Below are 16073 nucleotides of genomic sequence, written 5' to 3'. Positions count from 1 at the left end.
TCTCCCCTCAGTGATTGACACTACGCAACACGTTGTCGACGGCGGTGCCGAGCTTGTCGACGATCAGATCGATCTCGGCAGCCGAAGCGATATAGGGCGGCGCCAGCAGCACATGGTCGCCACGGGCGCCGTCCACGGTACCGCCACCGGGATAGCAGCCGAGCCCGTTGGCGAAGGCTTCCGCCTTGATCTTCTGGTTCAGCTTGAGCGCGGGATCGAACGAGGTGCGGCCGGCGCGATCGGCGACGAGCTCGATCGCCCAGAACAGGCCGCGGCCCCTGATGTCGCCGATATGGCGGTGATTGCCGAAGCGCTCGGTCAGGCGCTGCTCGAGTTGCTTGCCGCGCTCCTTGACGCGGTCTAGCAGGCGGTCCTCGCGGATCACATCCTGCACCGCGAGCGCGGCTGCGCAGGCGAGGGGATGCGCCAGATAGGTGTGGCCATGCTGGAACGCGCCGGAGCCCGAGCGGATGGTGTCGATGATCTTGCCGCTCGCGAGCATCGCGCCGATCGGCTGATAGCCGCCGCCGAGACCCTTTGCGATCGCCTGGATATCCGGAGCAACGCCCTCCTGCTCCCAGGCGTGCGTCGTGCCGGTGCGGCCCATGCCGCTCATGACTTCGTCGAGGACGAGGAGGGCGCCATGCCGGTCGCAGATCTCGCGCACCGCCTTGAAGTAGCCGTCCGGTGCCGTCACCGCACCGGCGGTGGCACCGACGACGGGCTCGGCGAGGAACGCGGCGACGGTGTCGGGGCCAAGCCGCTGAAATTCGGCTTCGAGCTCCGCGGCCAGTCGCGCCACGAACTGCGCATCGGATTCGCCCTCGTGCTTCTCGTGATAGGCGAAGGCCGGCGTCACATGGCTGAAGGCACCGGACAGCAGGGGCGCATAGGGCGCGCGCCGCCAGGTATTGCCACCGGCGGCGAGCGCGCCGAGCGTGTTGCCGTGATAGCTCTGCCGCCGCGCAATGAAGTGCTGCCGCTGCGGCTCGCCGCGCTCGATGAAATATTGCCGCGCCAGCTTGATGCTGGCTTCGATCGCCTCCGATCCGCCACTGACGAAATAGGCGTAGGCGAGACCGCCGGGTTCATGCCCGACCAGCGTCTCGGCCAGCGCCTCGGCCGGCTCGGAGGAGAAGAAGGCGGTGTGCGCATAGGCCAGCGTCGAGGCTTGTTTTGCCATCGCCGCGATCACGCGCGGATGCTGATGGCCGAGGCAGGAGACGGCTGCGCCGCCGGAGGCGTCGATCACGCGCCGCCCGTCCTCGGCGAAAAGATAGACGCCTTCGCCGCCGATCGCCTTGGGTGGCGTTTCGCGCAACGAACGGTGCAGCACGCGGCTGGTGCGAGCGGCCATGGGTCAACCTTTCTCTGAAATGTATGTGGAGGCCGCGGCGAGCCGCGCCTCGGTGGTTTCCAGGCGCTTCTTCGCGGCCGTGCCGCCGAGCGAGAATGTGACCGCCGCGAGCGATTGCGCAATCGCGATGGCACCCGTGAGACTCGGGAAGAAGCCGGGGGACGAGGCCGCCTCGAACAGCAGCACGTGGTCGGCGCCTTCTGCCATCGGCGCTGAGAGGCTGTCCGCGATCGCGATCAGCGCTGCGCCGGCACGATGGGCGGCCTGCGCAACGCGGACGCTCGCATGCGTGTAGGGCAGGAAGCCGATGACGATGACGGCTTCGCCGGTACGAAAGGCGCCGAGATCGAGATCGTCGGGGCCGGATGCGCCGACGAGTTGCACCTGTTCGGGACGGAACAGCCGGAGCTCGTAGTTCAAGAGCTCCGCGACGCTCCGGCAGCTTCGGTAACCGGCAATCCAGATACGCTTGGCGTCGTGCAGCGCGCGGGCTGCATCCGCAATCGGCTGGGCCGGAATGCGCAGAAGGCCGGCGCCCTCGGCCTCGAGCTTGTCGGTGACGAGCGCGACATCGGCGTTCGGGCCGTGACGGCGGCTCTTGGCGCGGCCCGAGAAAGGTGAGATCTGCGAAGGCCGCCGCGCTTCGGTGAGTGCCGCGCGCAACTGGTCCCAGCCGGAATAGCCGATGGCCTTGGCAAGCCGCGTGAATGCAGCCGGGTCGGCGCCGGCCTCGGCGGCGAGATCGCGCATCGAACGGGTGGTGGCGTCGTAGTCATTGGCGGCAACGAAGCGGCCGACCTCCTGCAGGCGCAGGGGGAGCGATGGCAACGCAATGCGCAGTTCGCTCAAGGGCGAGGATTTCGTGGGCTCGGCCATGAAACATTTGTTGCACGCTTTTAAGATTGGTGCAACAGTTGACGTGCGCCGCCGGAAATCGTTGCTCGCCAGAAGGATTTTTGTGCTGTGACTTCAGACAGTCCAAGACCGCCGCCCCGCCGTCGCTTCTTCGGCGGATTTGGCCGCCGAGAGCTGCAAGGCCTGTTCTGGCAGGTGCTCGTCGTCGGAATCGTGCTTGGGGTTGTCGCCTTCCTCTGGTGCAACACCGTCACCAATCTCTCGGCCCGCCGCATCACCACCGGCTTCGCTTTCCTCGGCCGGGAAGCCGGCATGCCGATCGCCGACAGCCTGCTCTCTTATAATCCGAGAGACACGTACCTGTGGGCCTTCGTCGTCGGCATCGCCAACACCTTGCGCGTCGCCGTGATCGGCATCGTGCTCGCGACGATCCTGGGCACGCTGATCGGCATTTCGCGTCTCTCCGCCAACTGGCTGTTGTCGCGGCTCGCCGCCGTCTATGTCGAAACGCTCCGCGACATCCCGCTGCTGCTTCAGCTCTTGTTCTGGTACGTGTTGATGCAGGCGCTGCCGGCCGCGCGCGCGGCCTGGCGGCCGGTCGAGGGCGTATTTCTGTCCAATCGCGGCCTGATCCTGCCGGCGATTCCGGTCGGCTCGCCGCAGCTCTGGGTGCTCGGTACAGCCGTGCTCGGGCTTGCCGTGTTCTATCTCATCAGGCGATGGCTGATCGCGCAGCAGATGCGCGACGGCAAGCCGCGGCCGGCGTGGCCCTTTGCGGTTGGCCTCATCGTCGCGCTGCCGGCGGCAATGTCGGTGGCGCTTGGTGTGTCCTGGAAGATCGAATGGCCGGAGCTGCGCGGCTTCAACTTCGTCGGCGGGCTGACGCTCGCGCCGGAGTATTTCGCGCTGCTGATCGCGCTCGTGACCTACACCTCGGCCTTCATTGCCGAGATCGTGCGCAGCGGCATCCAGTCCGTGCCGCGCGGACAATGGGATGCCGCCAATGCGCTCGGCTTGCGCCGCAGCTTCATGCTGCGGCAGATCATCCTGCCCCAGGCGCTGCGCGTCATCGTGCCGCCGATGACGAGCCAGTACCTCAACCTGACCAAGAACTCCTCGCTCGCGGTCGCGATCGGCTACCAGGACGTCGTGTCTGTCGCCAATACCACGCTGAACCAGACCGGGCAGGCGATCGAGGCCATCGCGCTGATCATGGCGGTGTTCTTGACCATCAGCCTCTGCATCAGCTTCTTCATGAACTGGTACAATTCGCGCATCGCGCTGGTGGAGCGCTGATCATGACGGCGATCGCCGATATTCCGGACGCCCCGCGCGCTGCCCGCCGCCCGCAGATGGGCAACCCGGTGCTGCGCTGGCTCCGCACCAATTTGTTCTCGTCGATCCCGAACGCTATTCTTTCGGTCGTGTTGCTGGCAGTCCTCGCCAAGGGCATCTTCAGCTTCGTGCAGTGGGGCATCGCGAATGCCGTGTGGCTCACGCCGGCAAACGACTCCAGCGCCTGCCGCGCCGCGCGCGGCCTCGGTGCCTGCTGGGCGATCATCCCCGAAAAATATCGCTTCATACTGTTCGGCACCTATCCGTTCGACGAGCAGTGGCGGCCGGCGCTGTCGGTGGTGCTGTTCATCGCGCTGTTCTATCTCTCCACCCGCCGCGCCCTGTGGCGGCGCGAGCTGGCCTATATCTGGATCGGCGCGCTGGCGCTGATCAGCGTACTGATGTGGGGCGGCGTGTTCGGCCTCTCCTTCGTCTCGCAGGACCGTTGGGGCGGATTGCCGGTGACACTGATCCTGGCGACGTTTGGATTGGCCTTTGGTTTCCCGCTCGGCATCCTCGTCGCGCTCGGCCGGCGCTCAAAGCTGCCGGCGATCCGCTCGCTCAGCGTGCTCTATGTCGAACTGATCCGCGGCGTGCCGCTGGTGAGCCTGTTGTTCATGGCGAGCGTGATGTTTCCGCTGTTCATGCCGAGCGGCTTCAATATCGACAAGCTGCTGCGCGCGCAGATCGCCATCATCCTGTTCGCGGGCGCGTATCTTGCCGAAGTCATCCGCGGCGGCCTCCAGGCCGTGCCGCGCGGGCAATATGAGGCCGCCGATGCGCTCGGGCTGTCCTACTGGCGCAAGCATCGTCTGATCGTGCTGCCGCAGGCGATCCGCCACGTCATCCCGCCGCTGGTCAACACCTTCATCGCGTTTTTCAAGGACACCAGCCTAGTCCTGATCATCGGCATCTTCGACCTGCTGACGACGGCCAAGACCGCGATCATCGATCCGGCCTGGCAGCAATTCTCGGTCGAGGTCTACATCTTCGTCGCCGCGATCTACTTTGTCTTTTGCTTTGCGATGTCGCGGTACAGTCGCGGCCTGGAGGCGAATACCGCCTCGAGGTGAGCGGCTTTCCCCGCCGCGGGAGCGAGCCAGAAACGCTGGAAGCCTATACTGGAGCGCGAAATGCTTATGCCGCGCCTATATCGCGTGCCTGGATTCAAACTGGCAATCCTACGCGGCGAGATCCATCTGCAATTTGCTGGTGGCACTCACAAGAGGCACGTCACATCATGATGAAATCAGTTCTCGCAGCGTCGGCCATGCTGGTCGCGCTTTGCTCCGCCGCCTCTGCCCACGAGGCAATGAATCACTCGCACATGGCTTCGGCGGCCACCGCCCAGATGTCGGAAACGCATCCGAACTCCTTCGCCTTCGCCGCTCCAACGGATGAGGCCGGATACGATGCGCATCGGTATCACGGCGGGCCGAAAGCGAACGACTAGGGTCTGACCGGCGCACGGCGGGGACGGCCAAGTCCCCGCCGGTGCGGCTCGCGTCAGGCCTTCACCTTGGGATCGATCGGCGTGGAGCCGCGCAGACCCAGAATATCTTCCAATACCTTCGCGCCGGCGATCACCTGCGCATCCGCGCGCGGGGCACCGACGACCTGTACGCCGACCGGGAGGCCAGACGCCGTGAAGCCGCAGGGCAGCGACAGCGACGGGCAGCAGGCGAGCGTGATAGCGTAGACGATGCCGAGCCATTCGACATAGTTCTCGAACTTCTTGCCGGCGCATTCGGCGACATAGCGGTGCTCGATCGGGAAGGGCGGCACGATCGTGGTTGGCGTCAACAGCAGGTCGTAGTTTTTGAAGAACTCGATCGCGCGCGCGGTCATGCCGACGCGTTGCGCCTCGGCGCGCGCGAGCTGCTCGACGGTGAGCTTGAGGCCTTCCTCGATGTTCCAGATCACCTCGGGCTTCAGGAGGTCGCGCTTGGTCCGCAGCAGATTGGCCTTGGTGATCGCGAAATCGAAGGCGCGCAGGACGTGGAAGCATTCATGCGCCTCGCGCCAGTCCGGATGCGCTTCCTCCACGATCGCGCCGGCCTCCGCGAAGCGTTCAGCGGCCTTGCGCGTGATCGCCTTGACCTCGGGATCGACCGGGGTGATGCCGAGATCGGGCGAATAGGCGATGCGCTTCGGCTTCTTGCCTGACTGCGCCGCCGACAGGAACGAGGTCGCAGGTGCGGGCAGCGACAGCGGGTCGTCCGCATAGTCACCGCTCATGGCATCCAACAGCAGCGCAAGATCCTCGACGTTGCGCGCCATCGGCCCCACCACGCCGAGATTGCGGTCGATCGCCGATTTGGGCGTATGTGCGACGCGCCCGATGCTCGGCCGCATGCCGACGACGCCGCAGAACGCCGCGGGGCTGCGCAGGCTGCCGCCCATGTCGGAGCCCTGGGCGAGCCAGGCCATGCCGGTGGCCAGCGCCACCGCCGCGCCACCGGAGGAGCCGGCCGCAGACTTCGTCGTATCCCAGGGATTGAGCGTCGCGCCAAACACTTCGTTGAAGGTGTTAGCGCCGGCGCCGAATTCCGGTGTGTTCGACTTGGCGTAGACGACCGCGCCATTGCCTTCGAGGTTCTCGACCATGAGATCGGACTGCTTGGGCACATTGTCCCTGAAGATTGGCGAACCCTGTGTGTTCAGCACGCCCGCGACATCGGTCAGGTCCTTGATCGGTACCGGCAGGCCCGCGAGCAGCCCGCGGGCTCCGGCCGGCTTCTGCATCAGCGCCTTGGCGTTGTCTCGCGCGCGGTCGAAGCATAGCGTCGGCAGCGCGTTGACCTTGCCGTCGACCTCACCGATGCGCTTCTCCAGCACATCCAGAAGCTCGAGCGGCGAGACGTCGCCGGATCGCAGCTTATCGACGACGGCGCAGGCCGTTTCGCGGATCAGGTCTTGAGACAACTATTCTACTCCTGTGCTTATTCAATCGTCATTGCGAGCGCAGTGAAGCAATCCAGAAATGTACCTGAGATGGCAATCTGGATAGCTTCGTTGCGCTTGCAATGACGCGGATAGAGTTAACCCCAGCCCGCGCTGATGCCGCCATCCACGGTATAGATGACCCCCGACGTATATCCGGCGCGATCGGACGCCAGGAACGCCATGAGATCGCCGATCTCGCGCGCATGCGCGGGCCGGCCGAGCGGCAGGCTCTTCTGGAATTCCTTGTAGCGGCTCTCGTCGCCGAATTGGTGCTTTGCCCGCGTCTTGAGCAGGGTGACGTGGCGATCGGTGCCGACCGGGCCGGGATTGATGCCGACCACGCGGATGTTGTCGGCGAGGCTCTTGCCGCCGAGCGCGCGGGTGAAGGCCATCAATGCGGCGTTGCCGGCGCTGCCGCAGATGTAATTGGCATCGAATTTTTCGCCGGCCGCGCCGATGTCATTGACGATGACGCCGCCGCCCTTCGCCTTCATCTGCGCGTAGATCTGCCGCGTCAGGTTGATGTAGCCGAACACTTTCAATTCCCAGGCGTGCCGCCAGGTCGCCTCGTCGATCTTGTCGATCGAGCCGCCGGGGATGTCGCCGGCATTATTGACGAGCACGTCGATGTCGGCGGCTTCCCTCGCGAGCCGCGCCAAATCCTCGGCCTTGCGCAGGTCCACGATGCTCGTCGCGGCATCGATCTGGTGCGCGGAGCGCAGGCGGTCCGCCAGCGCCTTGAGCTGGTCGCCGCTGCGGGCGGCGAGCAGGAGGTTTGCGCCTTCCTCGGCAAACGCCTCGGCGGCGGCTGCGCCAATGCCTTTGGACGCGCCTGTGATCAGGACGCGCTTGCCACGCAGATGCAGATCCATGAAGGGTACTCGCTCGGTGGGAACATCAGGATCAAACCAGTAGGCGCTCGGCCGCGCCACGGTCAACATTGCAGTGCAGCGTTGCACTGCTGCCGAGTTTGGTCCATTGCAGTGCGGTCAAAAAGGCGGCGGCTGCCGGACCAACCAGGGACGTTCTCGATGAGCAAGAAACAATACCGGATTGCAGTCATTCCCGGCGACGGCATCGGCAAGGAAGTGATGCCCGAGGGCCTGCGCGTTCTGGAGGCAGCGGCGAAGAAGCACGGGGTGTCCCTGCATTTCGACCATTTCGACTTCTCGTCCTGGGACTATTACGAGAAGCACGGCCAGATGATGCCGGACGACTGGAAAGAAAAGATCGGCAAGCATGACGCGATCTATTTCGGCGCCGTCGGCTGGCCGGCCAAGATTCCGGATCACGTCTCGCTGTGGGGGTCGCTGATCAAGTTTCGCCGCGAGTTCGACCAGTATGTGAATTTGCGCCCGGTGCGGCTGATGCCCGGCGTGCCGTCGCCGCTGGCGAACCGCAAGCCCGGCGACATCGATTTCTGGGTGGTGCGAGAGAACACCGAAGGTGAATATTCCTCCGTCGGCGGCCGCATGTTCCCGGACACCGACCGCGAGTTCGTGACGCAGCAGACGGTGATGACCCGCATCGGCGTCGACCGCATCCTGAAATTCGCTTTCGAGCTCGCGCAGTCGCGGCCGAAGAAGCACCTGACCTCGGCGACCAAGTCCAATGGCATCTCCATCACCATGCCCTATTGGGACGAGCGCGTGGAGGCGATGGCGAAGAAGTTTCCGGGCGTGAAGTGGGACAAGTACCACATCGACATCCTGACCGCGAACTTCGTGCTGCATCCGGACTGGTTCGACGTCGTGGTCGGCTCGAATCTGTTCGGCGACATCCTCTCCGATCTCGGCCCGGCCTGCACCGGCACCATCGGCATCGCGCCATCGGGCAACATCAATCCCGAGGGCGATTTCCCCTCGGTGTTCGAGCCGGTGCACGGCTCGGCGCCCGACATTGCGGGGCAGGGCATCGCCAACCCGATCGGCGCGATCTGGTCCGGCGCGATGATGCTCGAGCACCTCGGCGAGAAGGAGGCCGGTAAGTCGATCGTCGATGCGATCGAGCGCACCCTCGCCGAACGCACGCTCCGCACCAAGGATCTCGGCGGCAACGCCGACACCACCGCCTGCGGCAAGGCGGTCGCGGATATGGTGGATTGAGGCGGGGCGAGCTGCGTAGGGTGGGTTAGCCGAAGGCGTAACCCACCACTGCTCGTATCCGCGGAGACAGAAGAGGTGGGTTACGCCGAGCAACTGCGCTTCGCGCAGTTGCAGGGCTAACCCACCCTACACATACGATTTCCGCGTCGGATCGAAGATCGGCGGATAATCGTTCTCGTCGAGCAGATCGAGAAACGGGTCGAGTCCCTGGGACTTGATGAGGCCGAGCTCTTGATGCGAGATCAGGTTCACGGTCAGGATCTCCACGGGATCGCACGCGATCTCCAGCGCCTCGGCGATCTGCTTATCGGGGCCGATGATCGGTGTGAGAAACAGGAACGTCTGGAAGTCCGTTCCTGCAACCGGCGGACACGGCAGCGCGACGCGATGACCAAAACCGAACCAGGTCGTGTCGATGAACGGCAGATTGGCGAGCCAGCGCAGATTGGCGCAAACCTCCTCTGTCGGCTCCCGGACATACCACATCAGCTCGGCACGTGGCTTTGCGTCGCCATGCACCCCCGGCATTCGCTGTTCGCTCATGCCGTTGGTCAGAAGCACATAACCTTCGTCAGATCCCTCTTCGCACACCGGCACGAAATCGCGGCCAAAGGCGTGGATGTCGATGCGGCGCTCCGCGCTGTCCGTGAAGCTGTGCTCGGGCTCGCCCAGCTCGCTTTCATAGATCGCGAGCCGGTGCCGGTAGAAGTCGATTTCGGGTAACGGCTCGCTCGAGCCGGACATGAGCTTTGCAAGACGGGAGAACATGTGAACCTCGGGGGCGGATGTGGACCGGGATATTCGCGTTGTCGTGAGACGACGCGGGCCGGTTCAAATCCGCTCCACGAGTGCGGTGATGCTTCGCTTTAGTCCAGACCTCGTTGCGCGATAGTGCACTTGGCCGGGCTATTCTCAGCGATGCGCTTCGTTCCCGACTAGCCCGCGATCTTCTCGATCGCAGCCTGGTCCAGTCCGAACTTCGTCCCGGCCTCCAGGATTTCCTGCCAGGTGGTCGGGTCGACCGGAATGCCTTCGGCCAGACGCTTCTTCCTGGTCTCGCGCTCGGGATCGCCGGCGATCTTCACCTTGTCGATGCCGGGAGCGGGCGGCGAGCCGGTGTGCCAGGCAACAAAACTCTCGACCTCGCTCGCAAGGTTGTCGCCGGTGCCGAGCTTGTTCGGGTCGATGACGATCGAGAGCATGCCGTTGAGGACGTTGTACTTGCCGTCGGACGGGCCCTTGACCACCTGCCCGCCGGAGAGCGCCCCGCCGAGGATTTCGCACACCAGTGCGAGCCCCGAGCCCTTGTGCTCGCCGAACGGCAGGATGGCGCCGTGCGGCGGGATCACGGTGTAGCGCGGATTGACGGTGGGCTTGCCTTCGTTGTCGATAATGGTGCCGGGCTCGAGCTCGACGCCCTTGTTGTGGGCGACGCGGGTCTTGCCCTGCGCGATCCTGCTGGTGGCGAAGTCGAGCACGATCGGGTCCTTGCCCCTGCGCGGGATGCCCACGCAGAACGGGTTGGTGCCGTGGCGCGCATCGCTGCCGCCCCACGGCGCCACGATCGGGCGCGAGATCACGTTGACGAAGTGGATCGAGACCAGCCCGTGGTCGATGCACTGCTCGGCCCAATGGCCGATGCGGCCGATGTGGTGCGAGTTGGAGAGGCCGACGAGACACACGCCGTTGCGCTTGGCGCGCTCTGCCGCCAGCTCCATCGCCTCATGGCCGATCACCTGGCCATAGCCGGTGAGGCCGTCCAGGGTGAGAAGCGGACCGGTGTCGAGCACGATCTTGACGTGCTGGTTCACGGCGAGGCCGCCCGTGGTGACGCTCTGGACATAGCGCGGGATCATGCCGACGCCGTGCGAGTCATGTCCTCTAAGATTGGCCTCGACGAGGTTGGTGGACACGAGCTCGGCTTCGCGGTCCGTAGATCCGCCCGCCTTGACGATGGCACGGACGACATTGGTGAGCGGCTGTGCCTTGATGGTGCGATAGTCGGCCATTGTTGTTGCTTTTATCCCTTCACGATCCGGCGGCAATGGACCCATGCCGCTTCAATCAGGTTCTCGCTCGCTTCCGGCGTGCGGAAGGCCGAATGCGCCGACAGCGTCACGTTCGGAATCTTCGTCAACGGATGGTCGCCGGGCAGGGGCTCGATGTTGAAGACGTCGAGGCCGGCATGGCGGATGTGGCCGGACTTCAGCGCGTCGATCATCGCGGTCTCGTCGACGACGGCGGCACGCGCGGTGTTGATCAGGATGACACCGGGCTTCATCGCAAAAATCTTCTCGCGCGTAATCATGCCGCGGGTCTCGTCGTTGAGCAGCAGATGCAGCGACACGACGTCGCTTCTCGCCAATAGCGTGTCGAGATCGGTGAACTCGACGCCCGGATGGCTCTTTGGCGACCGGTTCCAGGCGATCACCTTCATGCCTGAGCCGACCGCAATGCGTGCGACTTCCGCGGCGATGCCGCCGAAGCCGATCAGGCCGAGCGTCTTGCCGGTTAGCTGCATGCCGTCCTCGCGCAGCCAATTGCCGACGCGCATCTCGCGGTCCATCATCGCGATGACGCGGGCGGAGGCCCACATCAGGGCGATCGCGGACTCCGCGACTGCCGTGTCGCCATACCCCTTGATCAGGTGCACGGAGATGCCGAGCTCGGCGAGCTCTTCCGGATTCATGTAGCTGCGCGCGCCGGTGCCGAGGAACACGACATGCTTCAGGCCTGTGCATGTCTTCGCGACCTCGGTCGGCAGCGCGGTGTGGTCGACGATGGCGATCTCGGCGCCATCGAGGACTTCAGGATATTGTTCGGGCTTGATGTCGGGATCCCTGTGGATCCGCACCTCGGGGTCGCCGGGCTTCCCGAGCCGCTCCATGATCACGGCGAGGGCTTCGTTGGCGTCGACGAAAACTCCGCGCATGGCTCTCTCCGATCAGGACGCGACGCCGGCGATCGCCAGCACGGTATGCATCAGCACGTTGGTGCCCGCGGCGCAGTCGGGCTGCGTGGCGTCTTCCAGCTCGTTGTGGCTGATGCCGTCCTTGCAAGGCACGAACACCATCGCCGCCGGCATGACGGTGTTGAGGTTGCAGGCATCGTGGCCGGCGCCGGAGGTGATGCGGCGAGAGGAATAGCCGAGCGTCTTCGCCGCGTTCTCGACCGCCGCGATCAGCTTGGGATCGAAATGCGTCGGCGGCTTGCGCCAGACCAGGTCGATCTTGACCTCGACCTTGCGGCGCGCGGCGATCTCGGCAATGGCGGCGCGCAGATCGCGATCGAGCGCGTCCATGATGGCGCCATCCGCGCTGCGGCAATCCATGGTGAAGGCGATCTCGCCGGGAATGACGTTGCGCGAGGGATTTGCGATCACGGCCTCGCCGATGGTGCCGACTGCTTTGGGCCCATGCTTCTTCGCAATGGCCTCCATCGCCAGCACGATTTCGGAGAGCGTCGCGAGCGCATCGCGCCGCAGCGGCATCGGCGTCGATCCGGCATGGCTCTCGAAGCCGGAAATCTTGCCGTCGTACCAGAGCACGCCCTGGCCGGAATCGACCACGCCGATGGTCTTGCCCTCGGCCTCGAGGATCGGACCTTGCTCGATGTGCAATTCGACGAAGCAGCCGAGCTTCTGGAAGCCGACCGGCTTGTCGCCGCGATAGCCGATGCTGTCGAGCGCCTGGCTGACGGAAGTGCCGTCGATATCCTTGCGCGACAGGATGTCATCGGTGGTGAAATCGCCGACGTAAGCGGCGGAGGCCATCATCGCCGGTGCGAAGCGCGAGCCTTCCTCGTTGGTCCAGTTGACGACGCAGATCGGCGCTTCGGTTTCGATGCCTGCGTCGTTCAGCGTGCGGATCACTTCCAGCGCGCCGAGCGTCCCCAGAATGCCGTCATACTTGCCGCCGGTCGGCTGGGTGTCGAGATGCGAGCCGATCCCGACGGGCAGCTTCGTCATGTCGCGGCCCTTGCGCAGGCCGAACTGTGAGCCGAGCGCATCGGTGTGCACATCGAGGCCGGCGTCCTCGCAAGCCTTGCGGAACCAGTCGCGCACCTGCTTGTCTTCGCTGCTCAGCGTCAGCCGCCGTACGCCGCCCTTGGCCGTCCCGCCAAACTGGGCGGTCTCGTGGATGGAGCCCCAGAGGCGGGCGGAATCGATTTGCAGATTGGTGGCGGCTCGGCTCATGCGGTCGGTCTCTCGGTTGTCCGGCGCCTTTTTCAATGACGCGCCGGCGCGGACTCGTCAACCGCGAGGCTGCTCTGCGCAATCTGCCGTGCGAGCTCGGCGACGCGCTCCACCGCGACGACGTCAGGCGAGGCGAGCCAGCTCGCCGTGAATGTCAGCGGCGCTATGGCGAGATCGGTTTGGAGCAGTTGCAACCGCCCGTCGGCGAGCTCGTTCTCGACGATGGCGTCGGGGATCACGGCGATGCCGAGCCCTTCGACCGCCATGTGGATGACCGTCGCCAGCGATGCGGACGCATGCAGCCGGATCGGCGGCAGCTCCGGCCGGTCGAAGACTTCGCGCACGACCTCGTAGGGCCTGGTCTTGCGCGGGAAGGTGATGATCGGAAACCGCGCGAGGTCGGCGCGCGTCACCGGGCCGTCGCCGAGCCCGAGCGAGGGGCTTGCGAGAAAGCCGATCGGATAATCCGCGAGCACGCGATTGTGGACGCCCGACGCCGACAGCGGCCCCACCACGAAGGCGAGCTCGATTTCCTGCGCGAGCAGGCGCGCAGTGAGGTTCGGCGTGATGTCGACCTCGATCTCCAGCGACAGGTTCGGATAGACTTCGTTCATGCTCTTGACGAGCCGCGGCAGCCAGGTGTGCACGATGGTCTCGGCGACGCCGAGGCGCATCACGCCGCGCATCGCCGAGCGATCGCCGATCTCGGCGATCATCGCCGCCCTCAGACCGATCAGCTTCTCGGCATAGACCATCATCTGCCGGCCGCTCGGCGTCGGCGAAGCAACGCGATGATCGCGGTTGAGGAGCTTCACGCCCATCTCGCGCTCGAGCTGGGCGATGCGCTGGGAGATCGCCGGCTGGGTCGTATTGAGCCGTGCTGCGGCGCCGCGAAAGCTGCCGAGCTTCACAACCCAGAGAAAGGTTTCGATCGACCTGAAGTCCAGCATTGAGAAGGATTTTCCCGATCGATAAATTGAATTTATCGATATCGATTAGAAAGGAAGATTAGACTTTATAGCATGCTTGGTGTTGGCTGTCTTTGTCGAGTTTATAGGCAGGTCGATCAAATGACTGTTTTGGTGGCAGCGCAGCAAACTGAAACGCCCGACACGCTCCCGAGCCGCCTGGCACGGCTCGCCTATCGCGGCGGCCAGGTCGGATCTACCGCCGGCGTCGCTCCCGGCTTCGTCCAGGGCAATCTGGCGATCCTGCCGGCCGAATATGCCAGCGCCTTTCACCGCTTCTGCCAGCTCAATCCGAAACCGTGCCCGATCATCGGCATGTCCGATGTCGGCAGCCCGCACATCCCCGCGCTCGGCGCCGATCTCGACATCCGCACCGACGTGCCGCGCTATCGCATCTGGCGCGACGGCGAGGTGGTCGACGAGCCGACCGACGTGACCAAGCATTGGCGCGACGATCTCGTGACCTTCGTGCTCGGCTGCTCGTTCTCGTTCGAAGAGGCGTTGCTCGACGAGGGCATGCCGATCCGCCACATCGAGCAGAACGTGCGCGTGCCGATGTACCGCACCAACATCGCCTGCGGCGAGGCCGGTCCGTTCGCCGGTCCCATGGTGGTGTCGATGCGTCCGTTCAAGCCGGCCGATGCGATCCGCGCGGTGCAGATCACCTCGCGTTATCCCGCCGTGCACGGTGCCCCCGTGCATCTCGGGCATCCGCATTTGATCGGCATCAAGGATCTCGCCAAGCCGGATTACGGCGATCCCGTGCCCGTCGCCGACGACGAGATCCCGGTGTTCTGGGCCTGCGGCGTGACGCCGCAATCGGTGATCAACGCCGCCAGGTTGCCGTTCGCGATCACGCATTCGCCCGGCCTGATGCTGGTGACGGATCTGAAGAACCGGAACATGGCCGTGATTTAGTAGGCAGCGTTTGCTGCTTCTTCGGGCTTTACCGCGTCCATCAATCGCTCCATTCGATCAGTCGAAATTTAGTAACAGGGGACTTTGCCATGACGATCTCTCGCCGCGACGTGCTGCTTGGTGCCACAGCCACTGCCGCGCTGGTGCCGCTCGCTGCACGCGCCCAGACCTCCGAGGTCGTGATCGGCGTGATCTATCCGTTCTCCGGCGGCAGCGCGCAGCAGGGCGTCGACGCGCAGAAGGCCTATGAGACCGCGCTCGAGGTCATCAACAAGGACACCGATTTCGATCTGCCGCTGGCCAAGGGCGAGGGTCTGCCGGGCCTCGGCGGCGCAAAAGTCCGCCTCGTGTTCGCCGACCACCAGGCCGATCCGCAAAAGGGCCGCGCCGAGGCCGAGCGCCTGATCACGCAGGAGAAGGTCTCCGCGATCATCGGCACCTATCAAAGCGCGGTCGCCGTCACCGTCAGCCAGATCTGCGAGCGCTACCAGATCCCGTTCGTCTCCGCCGACAACTCCTCGCCGAGCCTGCATCGCCGCGGCCTCAAATATTACTTCCGCGCCGCCCCGCATGACGAGATGTACTCGGCTGCGATGTTCGACTTCTTCGATGCTTTGAAGAAGAAGGGCACCAAGATCGAGACGCTGTCGCTGTTCCACGAGGACACCATCTTCGGCACCGATTCCGGCAACGCCCAGGCCAAGATCGCCGGCGAGCGCGGTTACAAGATCGTCTCCGACATCAAGTATCGCGCCAATTCGCCGTCGCTGTCGGCCGAAGTGCAGCAGCTCAAGAGCGCCAATGCCGACGTGCTGATGCCCTCGAGCTACACCACGGACGGCATCCTGCTCGTCAAGACCATGGGCGAGCTCGGCTACAAGCCGAACGCGATCGTGGCGCAGGACGCCGGCTTCTCGGAGAAGGCGCTCTATGATGCCGTCGGCGACAAGCTCGAAGGCGTGATCTCGCGCGGCACCTTCTCGCTCGATCTCGCGCAGAAGCGTCCCATGGTCGGCAAGATCAACGAGATGTTCAAGGCGCGCTCGGGCAAGGACTTCAACGACCTGACCTCGCGCCAGTTCATGGGCCTGATCATCCTGGCCGACGCCATCAACCGCGCCAAGTCGGCCGACGGCGAGAAGATCCGCGATGCACTGGCCGCGACCGACATCCCGGGCGAGCAGACCATCATGCCCTGGAAGCGCGTCAAGTTCGACGAGGCCGGCCAGAACAACGACGCCGACCCGGTGCTGCTGCAATATGTCGGCGGCAAGTTCGTCACCATCTTCCCGCCGCAGGCCGCGATCGCGGAAGCGATCTGGCCGATGAAGTAAGATTGGGAAGCGGGAGCTCGGACGTAGCTCCCGCCCTCATCCTGAGGAGCGGGCGTAGCC

At 64.8% G+C, this 16073-nt stretch carries 15 protein-coding genes; 6 read left to right on the top strand and 9 right to left on the bottom strand.

Annotated features, from left to right (window positions below; all coding sequences use genetic code 11):
* Nucleotides 1-7 precede the first annotated feature (7 nt).
* Both ACVJ5M_RS35800 and ACVJ5M_RS35795 read right to left on the bottom strand, forming a co-directional pair.
* On the bottom strand, nucleotides 8-1357 hold the full coding sequence (locus ACVJ5M_RS35800; protein WP_063984715.1) for an aspartate aminotransferase family protein: 1350 nt from the start codon (nucleotides 1355-1357) through the stop codon (nucleotides 8-10).
* Nucleotides 1358-1360: 3 nt separating this feature from the next.
* Complete coding sequence (locus ACVJ5M_RS35795; RefSeq protein WP_063984714.1) at nucleotides 1361-2233, bottom strand: MurR/RpiR family transcriptional regulator; 873 nt, start codon at nucleotides 2231-2233, stop codon at nucleotides 1361-1363.
* A gap of 87 nt (nucleotides 2234-2320) precedes the next feature.
* On the opposite strand from ACVJ5M_RS35795, the gene ACVJ5M_RS35790 reads away from it, so the two are divergent.
* The 3 genes from ACVJ5M_RS35790 (at nucleotide 2321) to ACVJ5M_RS35780 (ending at nucleotide 5000) form a co-directional block, all read left to right on the top strand.
* The gene (locus tag ACVJ5M_RS35790) at nucleotides 2321-3508 is read left to right on the top strand and encodes an amino acid ABC transporter permease (protein ID WP_283018531.1); all 1188 of its coding nucleotides are present in this window, start codon (nucleotides 2321-2323) and stop codon (nucleotides 3506-3508) included.
* Between the two features lie 2 nt (nucleotides 3509-3510).
* Entirely contained in the window at nucleotides 3511-4620 is a 1110-nt protein-coding gene (locus ACVJ5M_RS35785) for an amino acid ABC transporter permease (RefSeq protein ID WP_231144412.1), read from the top strand.
* Nucleotides 4621-4817: 197 nt separating this feature from the next.
* Complete coding sequence (locus tag ACVJ5M_RS35780; RefSeq protein ID WP_135215961.1) at nucleotides 4818-5000, top strand: hypothetical protein; 183 nt, start codon at nucleotides 4818-4820, stop codon at nucleotides 4998-5000.
* A 53-nt stretch (nucleotides 5001-5053) separates the two neighbouring features.
* Here ACVJ5M_RS35780 and ACVJ5M_RS35775 read toward each other — a convergent pair whose 3' ends face one another.
* Nucleotides 5054-6472 (bottom strand): amidase, encoded by a 1419-nt coding sequence (locus tag ACVJ5M_RS35775; RefSeq protein ID WP_063984710.1) that lies wholly within the window; start codon nucleotides 6470-6472, stop codon nucleotides 5054-5056.
* Between the two features lie 116 nt (nucleotides 6473-6588).
* Nucleotides 6589-7365, bottom strand: a complete 777-nt coding sequence (locus tag ACVJ5M_RS35770) for an SDR family oxidoreductase (protein ID WP_063984709.1) — start codon at nucleotides 7363-7365, stop codon at nucleotides 6589-6591.
* Nucleotides 7366-7524: 159 nt separating this feature from the next.
* On the opposite strand from ACVJ5M_RS35770, the gene ACVJ5M_RS35765 reads away from it, so the two are divergent.
* A complete protein-coding gene (locus ACVJ5M_RS35765; protein WP_063984708.1) occupies nucleotides 7525-8598 on the top strand; it encodes a tartrate dehydrogenase in 1074 nt (357 codons plus the stop codon).
* Between the two features lie 126 nt (nucleotides 8599-8724).
* Here the strand turns inward: ACVJ5M_RS35765 and ACVJ5M_RS35760 are convergent, their stop codons facing one another.
* The 5 genes from ACVJ5M_RS35760 to ACVJ5M_RS35740 form a co-directional block, all read right to left on the bottom strand.
* Nucleotides 8725-9366: a suppressor of fused domain protein gene (locus ACVJ5M_RS35760; protein ID WP_063984707.1), complete on the bottom strand. Its 642-nt coding sequence runs from the start codon at nucleotides 9364-9366 to the stop codon at nucleotides 8725-8727.
* A gap of 167 nt (nucleotides 9367-9533) precedes the next feature.
* Nucleotides 9534-10607, bottom strand: coding sequence for a malate/lactate/ureidoglycolate dehydrogenase (locus ACVJ5M_RS35755; protein ID WP_063984706.1), 1074 nt, complete (start codon nucleotides 10605-10607; stop codon nucleotides 9534-9536).
* Nucleotides 10608-10618: 11 nt separating this feature from the next.
* Entirely contained in the window at nucleotides 10619-11530 is a 912-nt protein-coding gene (locus ACVJ5M_RS35750) for an NAD(P)-dependent oxidoreductase (RefSeq protein WP_063984705.1), read from the bottom strand.
* 12 nt (nucleotides 11531-11542) lie between these two features.
* Nucleotides 11543-12793 (bottom strand): Zn-dependent hydrolase, encoded by a 1251-nt coding sequence (locus ACVJ5M_RS35745; RefSeq protein WP_063984704.1) that lies wholly within the window; start codon nucleotides 12791-12793, stop codon nucleotides 11543-11545.
* 32 nt (nucleotides 12794-12825) lie between these two features.
* A complete protein-coding gene (locus ACVJ5M_RS35740) occupies nucleotides 12826-13743 on the bottom strand; it encodes a LysR family transcriptional regulator (protein WP_063984703.1) in 918 nt (305 codons plus the stop codon).
* A gap of 120 nt (nucleotides 13744-13863) precedes the next feature.
* Here ACVJ5M_RS35740 and ACVJ5M_RS35735 point away from each other — a divergent pair, with 120 nt between their 5' ends.
* On the top strand, nucleotides 13864-14679 hold the full coding sequence (locus tag ACVJ5M_RS35735; protein WP_063984702.1) for a putative hydro-lyase: 816 nt from the start codon (nucleotides 13864-13866) through the stop codon (nucleotides 14677-14679).
* 89 nt (nucleotides 14680-14768) lie between these two features.
* Nucleotides 14769-16013 (top strand): ABC transporter substrate-binding protein, encoded by a 1245-nt coding sequence (locus tag ACVJ5M_RS35730; RefSeq protein ID WP_063984701.1) that lies wholly within the window; start codon nucleotides 14769-14771, stop codon nucleotides 16011-16013.
* Nucleotides 16014-16073: the final 60 nt, after the last annotated feature.

The organism is Bradyrhizobium sp. S3.7.6 (assembly GCF_054061875.1).
The sequence above is the reverse complement of the archived record's forward strand: the minus strand, read 5'-3'. Positions and strand labels throughout refer to the sequence as shown.

Coding starts and splice junctions, on each gene's coding strand:
- ACVJ5M_RS35800 (WP_063984715.1), bottom strand. CDS start 1,357: ATGGCCGCTCGCACCAGCCGCGTGCTGCACCGTTCGTTGCGCGAAACG.
- ACVJ5M_RS35795 (WP_063984714.1), bottom strand. CDS start 2,233: ATGGCCGAGCCCACGAAATCCTCGCCCTTGAGCGAACTGCGCATTGCG.
- ACVJ5M_RS35785 (WP_231144412.1), top strand. CDS start 3,511: ATGACGGCGATCGCCGATATTCCGGACGCCCCGCGCGCTGCCCGCCGC.
- ACVJ5M_RS35780 (WP_135215961.1), top strand. CDS start 4,818: ATGCTGGTCGCGCTTTGCTCCGCCGCCTCTGCCCACGAGGCAATGAAT.
- ACVJ5M_RS35770 (WP_063984709.1), bottom strand. CDS start 7,365: ATGGATCTGCATCTGCGTGGCAAGCGCGTCCTGATCACAGGCGCGTCC.
- ACVJ5M_RS35765 (WP_063984708.1), top strand. CDS start 7,525: ATGAGCAAGAAACAATACCGGATTGCAGTCATTCCCGGCGACGGCATC.
- ACVJ5M_RS35760 (WP_063984707.1), bottom strand. CDS start 9,366: ATGTTCTCCCGTCTTGCAAAGCTCATGTCCGGCTCGAGCGAGCCGTTA.
- ACVJ5M_RS35755 (WP_063984706.1), bottom strand. CDS start 10,607: ATGGCCGACTATCGCACCATCAAGGCACAGCCGCTCACCAATGTCGTC.
- ACVJ5M_RS35750 (WP_063984705.1), bottom strand. CDS start 11,530: ATGCGCGGAGTTTTCGTCGACGCCAACGAAGCCCTCGCCGTGATCATG.
- ACVJ5M_RS35745 (WP_063984704.1), bottom strand. CDS start 12,793: ATGAGCCGAGCCGCCACCAATCTGCAAATCGATTCCGCCCGCCTCTGG.
- ACVJ5M_RS35740 (WP_063984703.1), bottom strand. CDS start 13,743: ATGCTGGACTTCAGGTCGATCGAAACCTTTCTCTGGGTTGTGAAGCTC.
- ACVJ5M_RS35735 (WP_063984702.1), top strand. CDS start 13,864: ATGACTGTTTTGGTGGCAGCGCAGCAAACTGAAACGCCCGACACGCTC.
- ACVJ5M_RS35730 (WP_063984701.1), top strand. CDS start 14,769: ATGACGATCTCTCGCCGCGACGTGCTGCTTGGTGCCACAGCCACTGCC.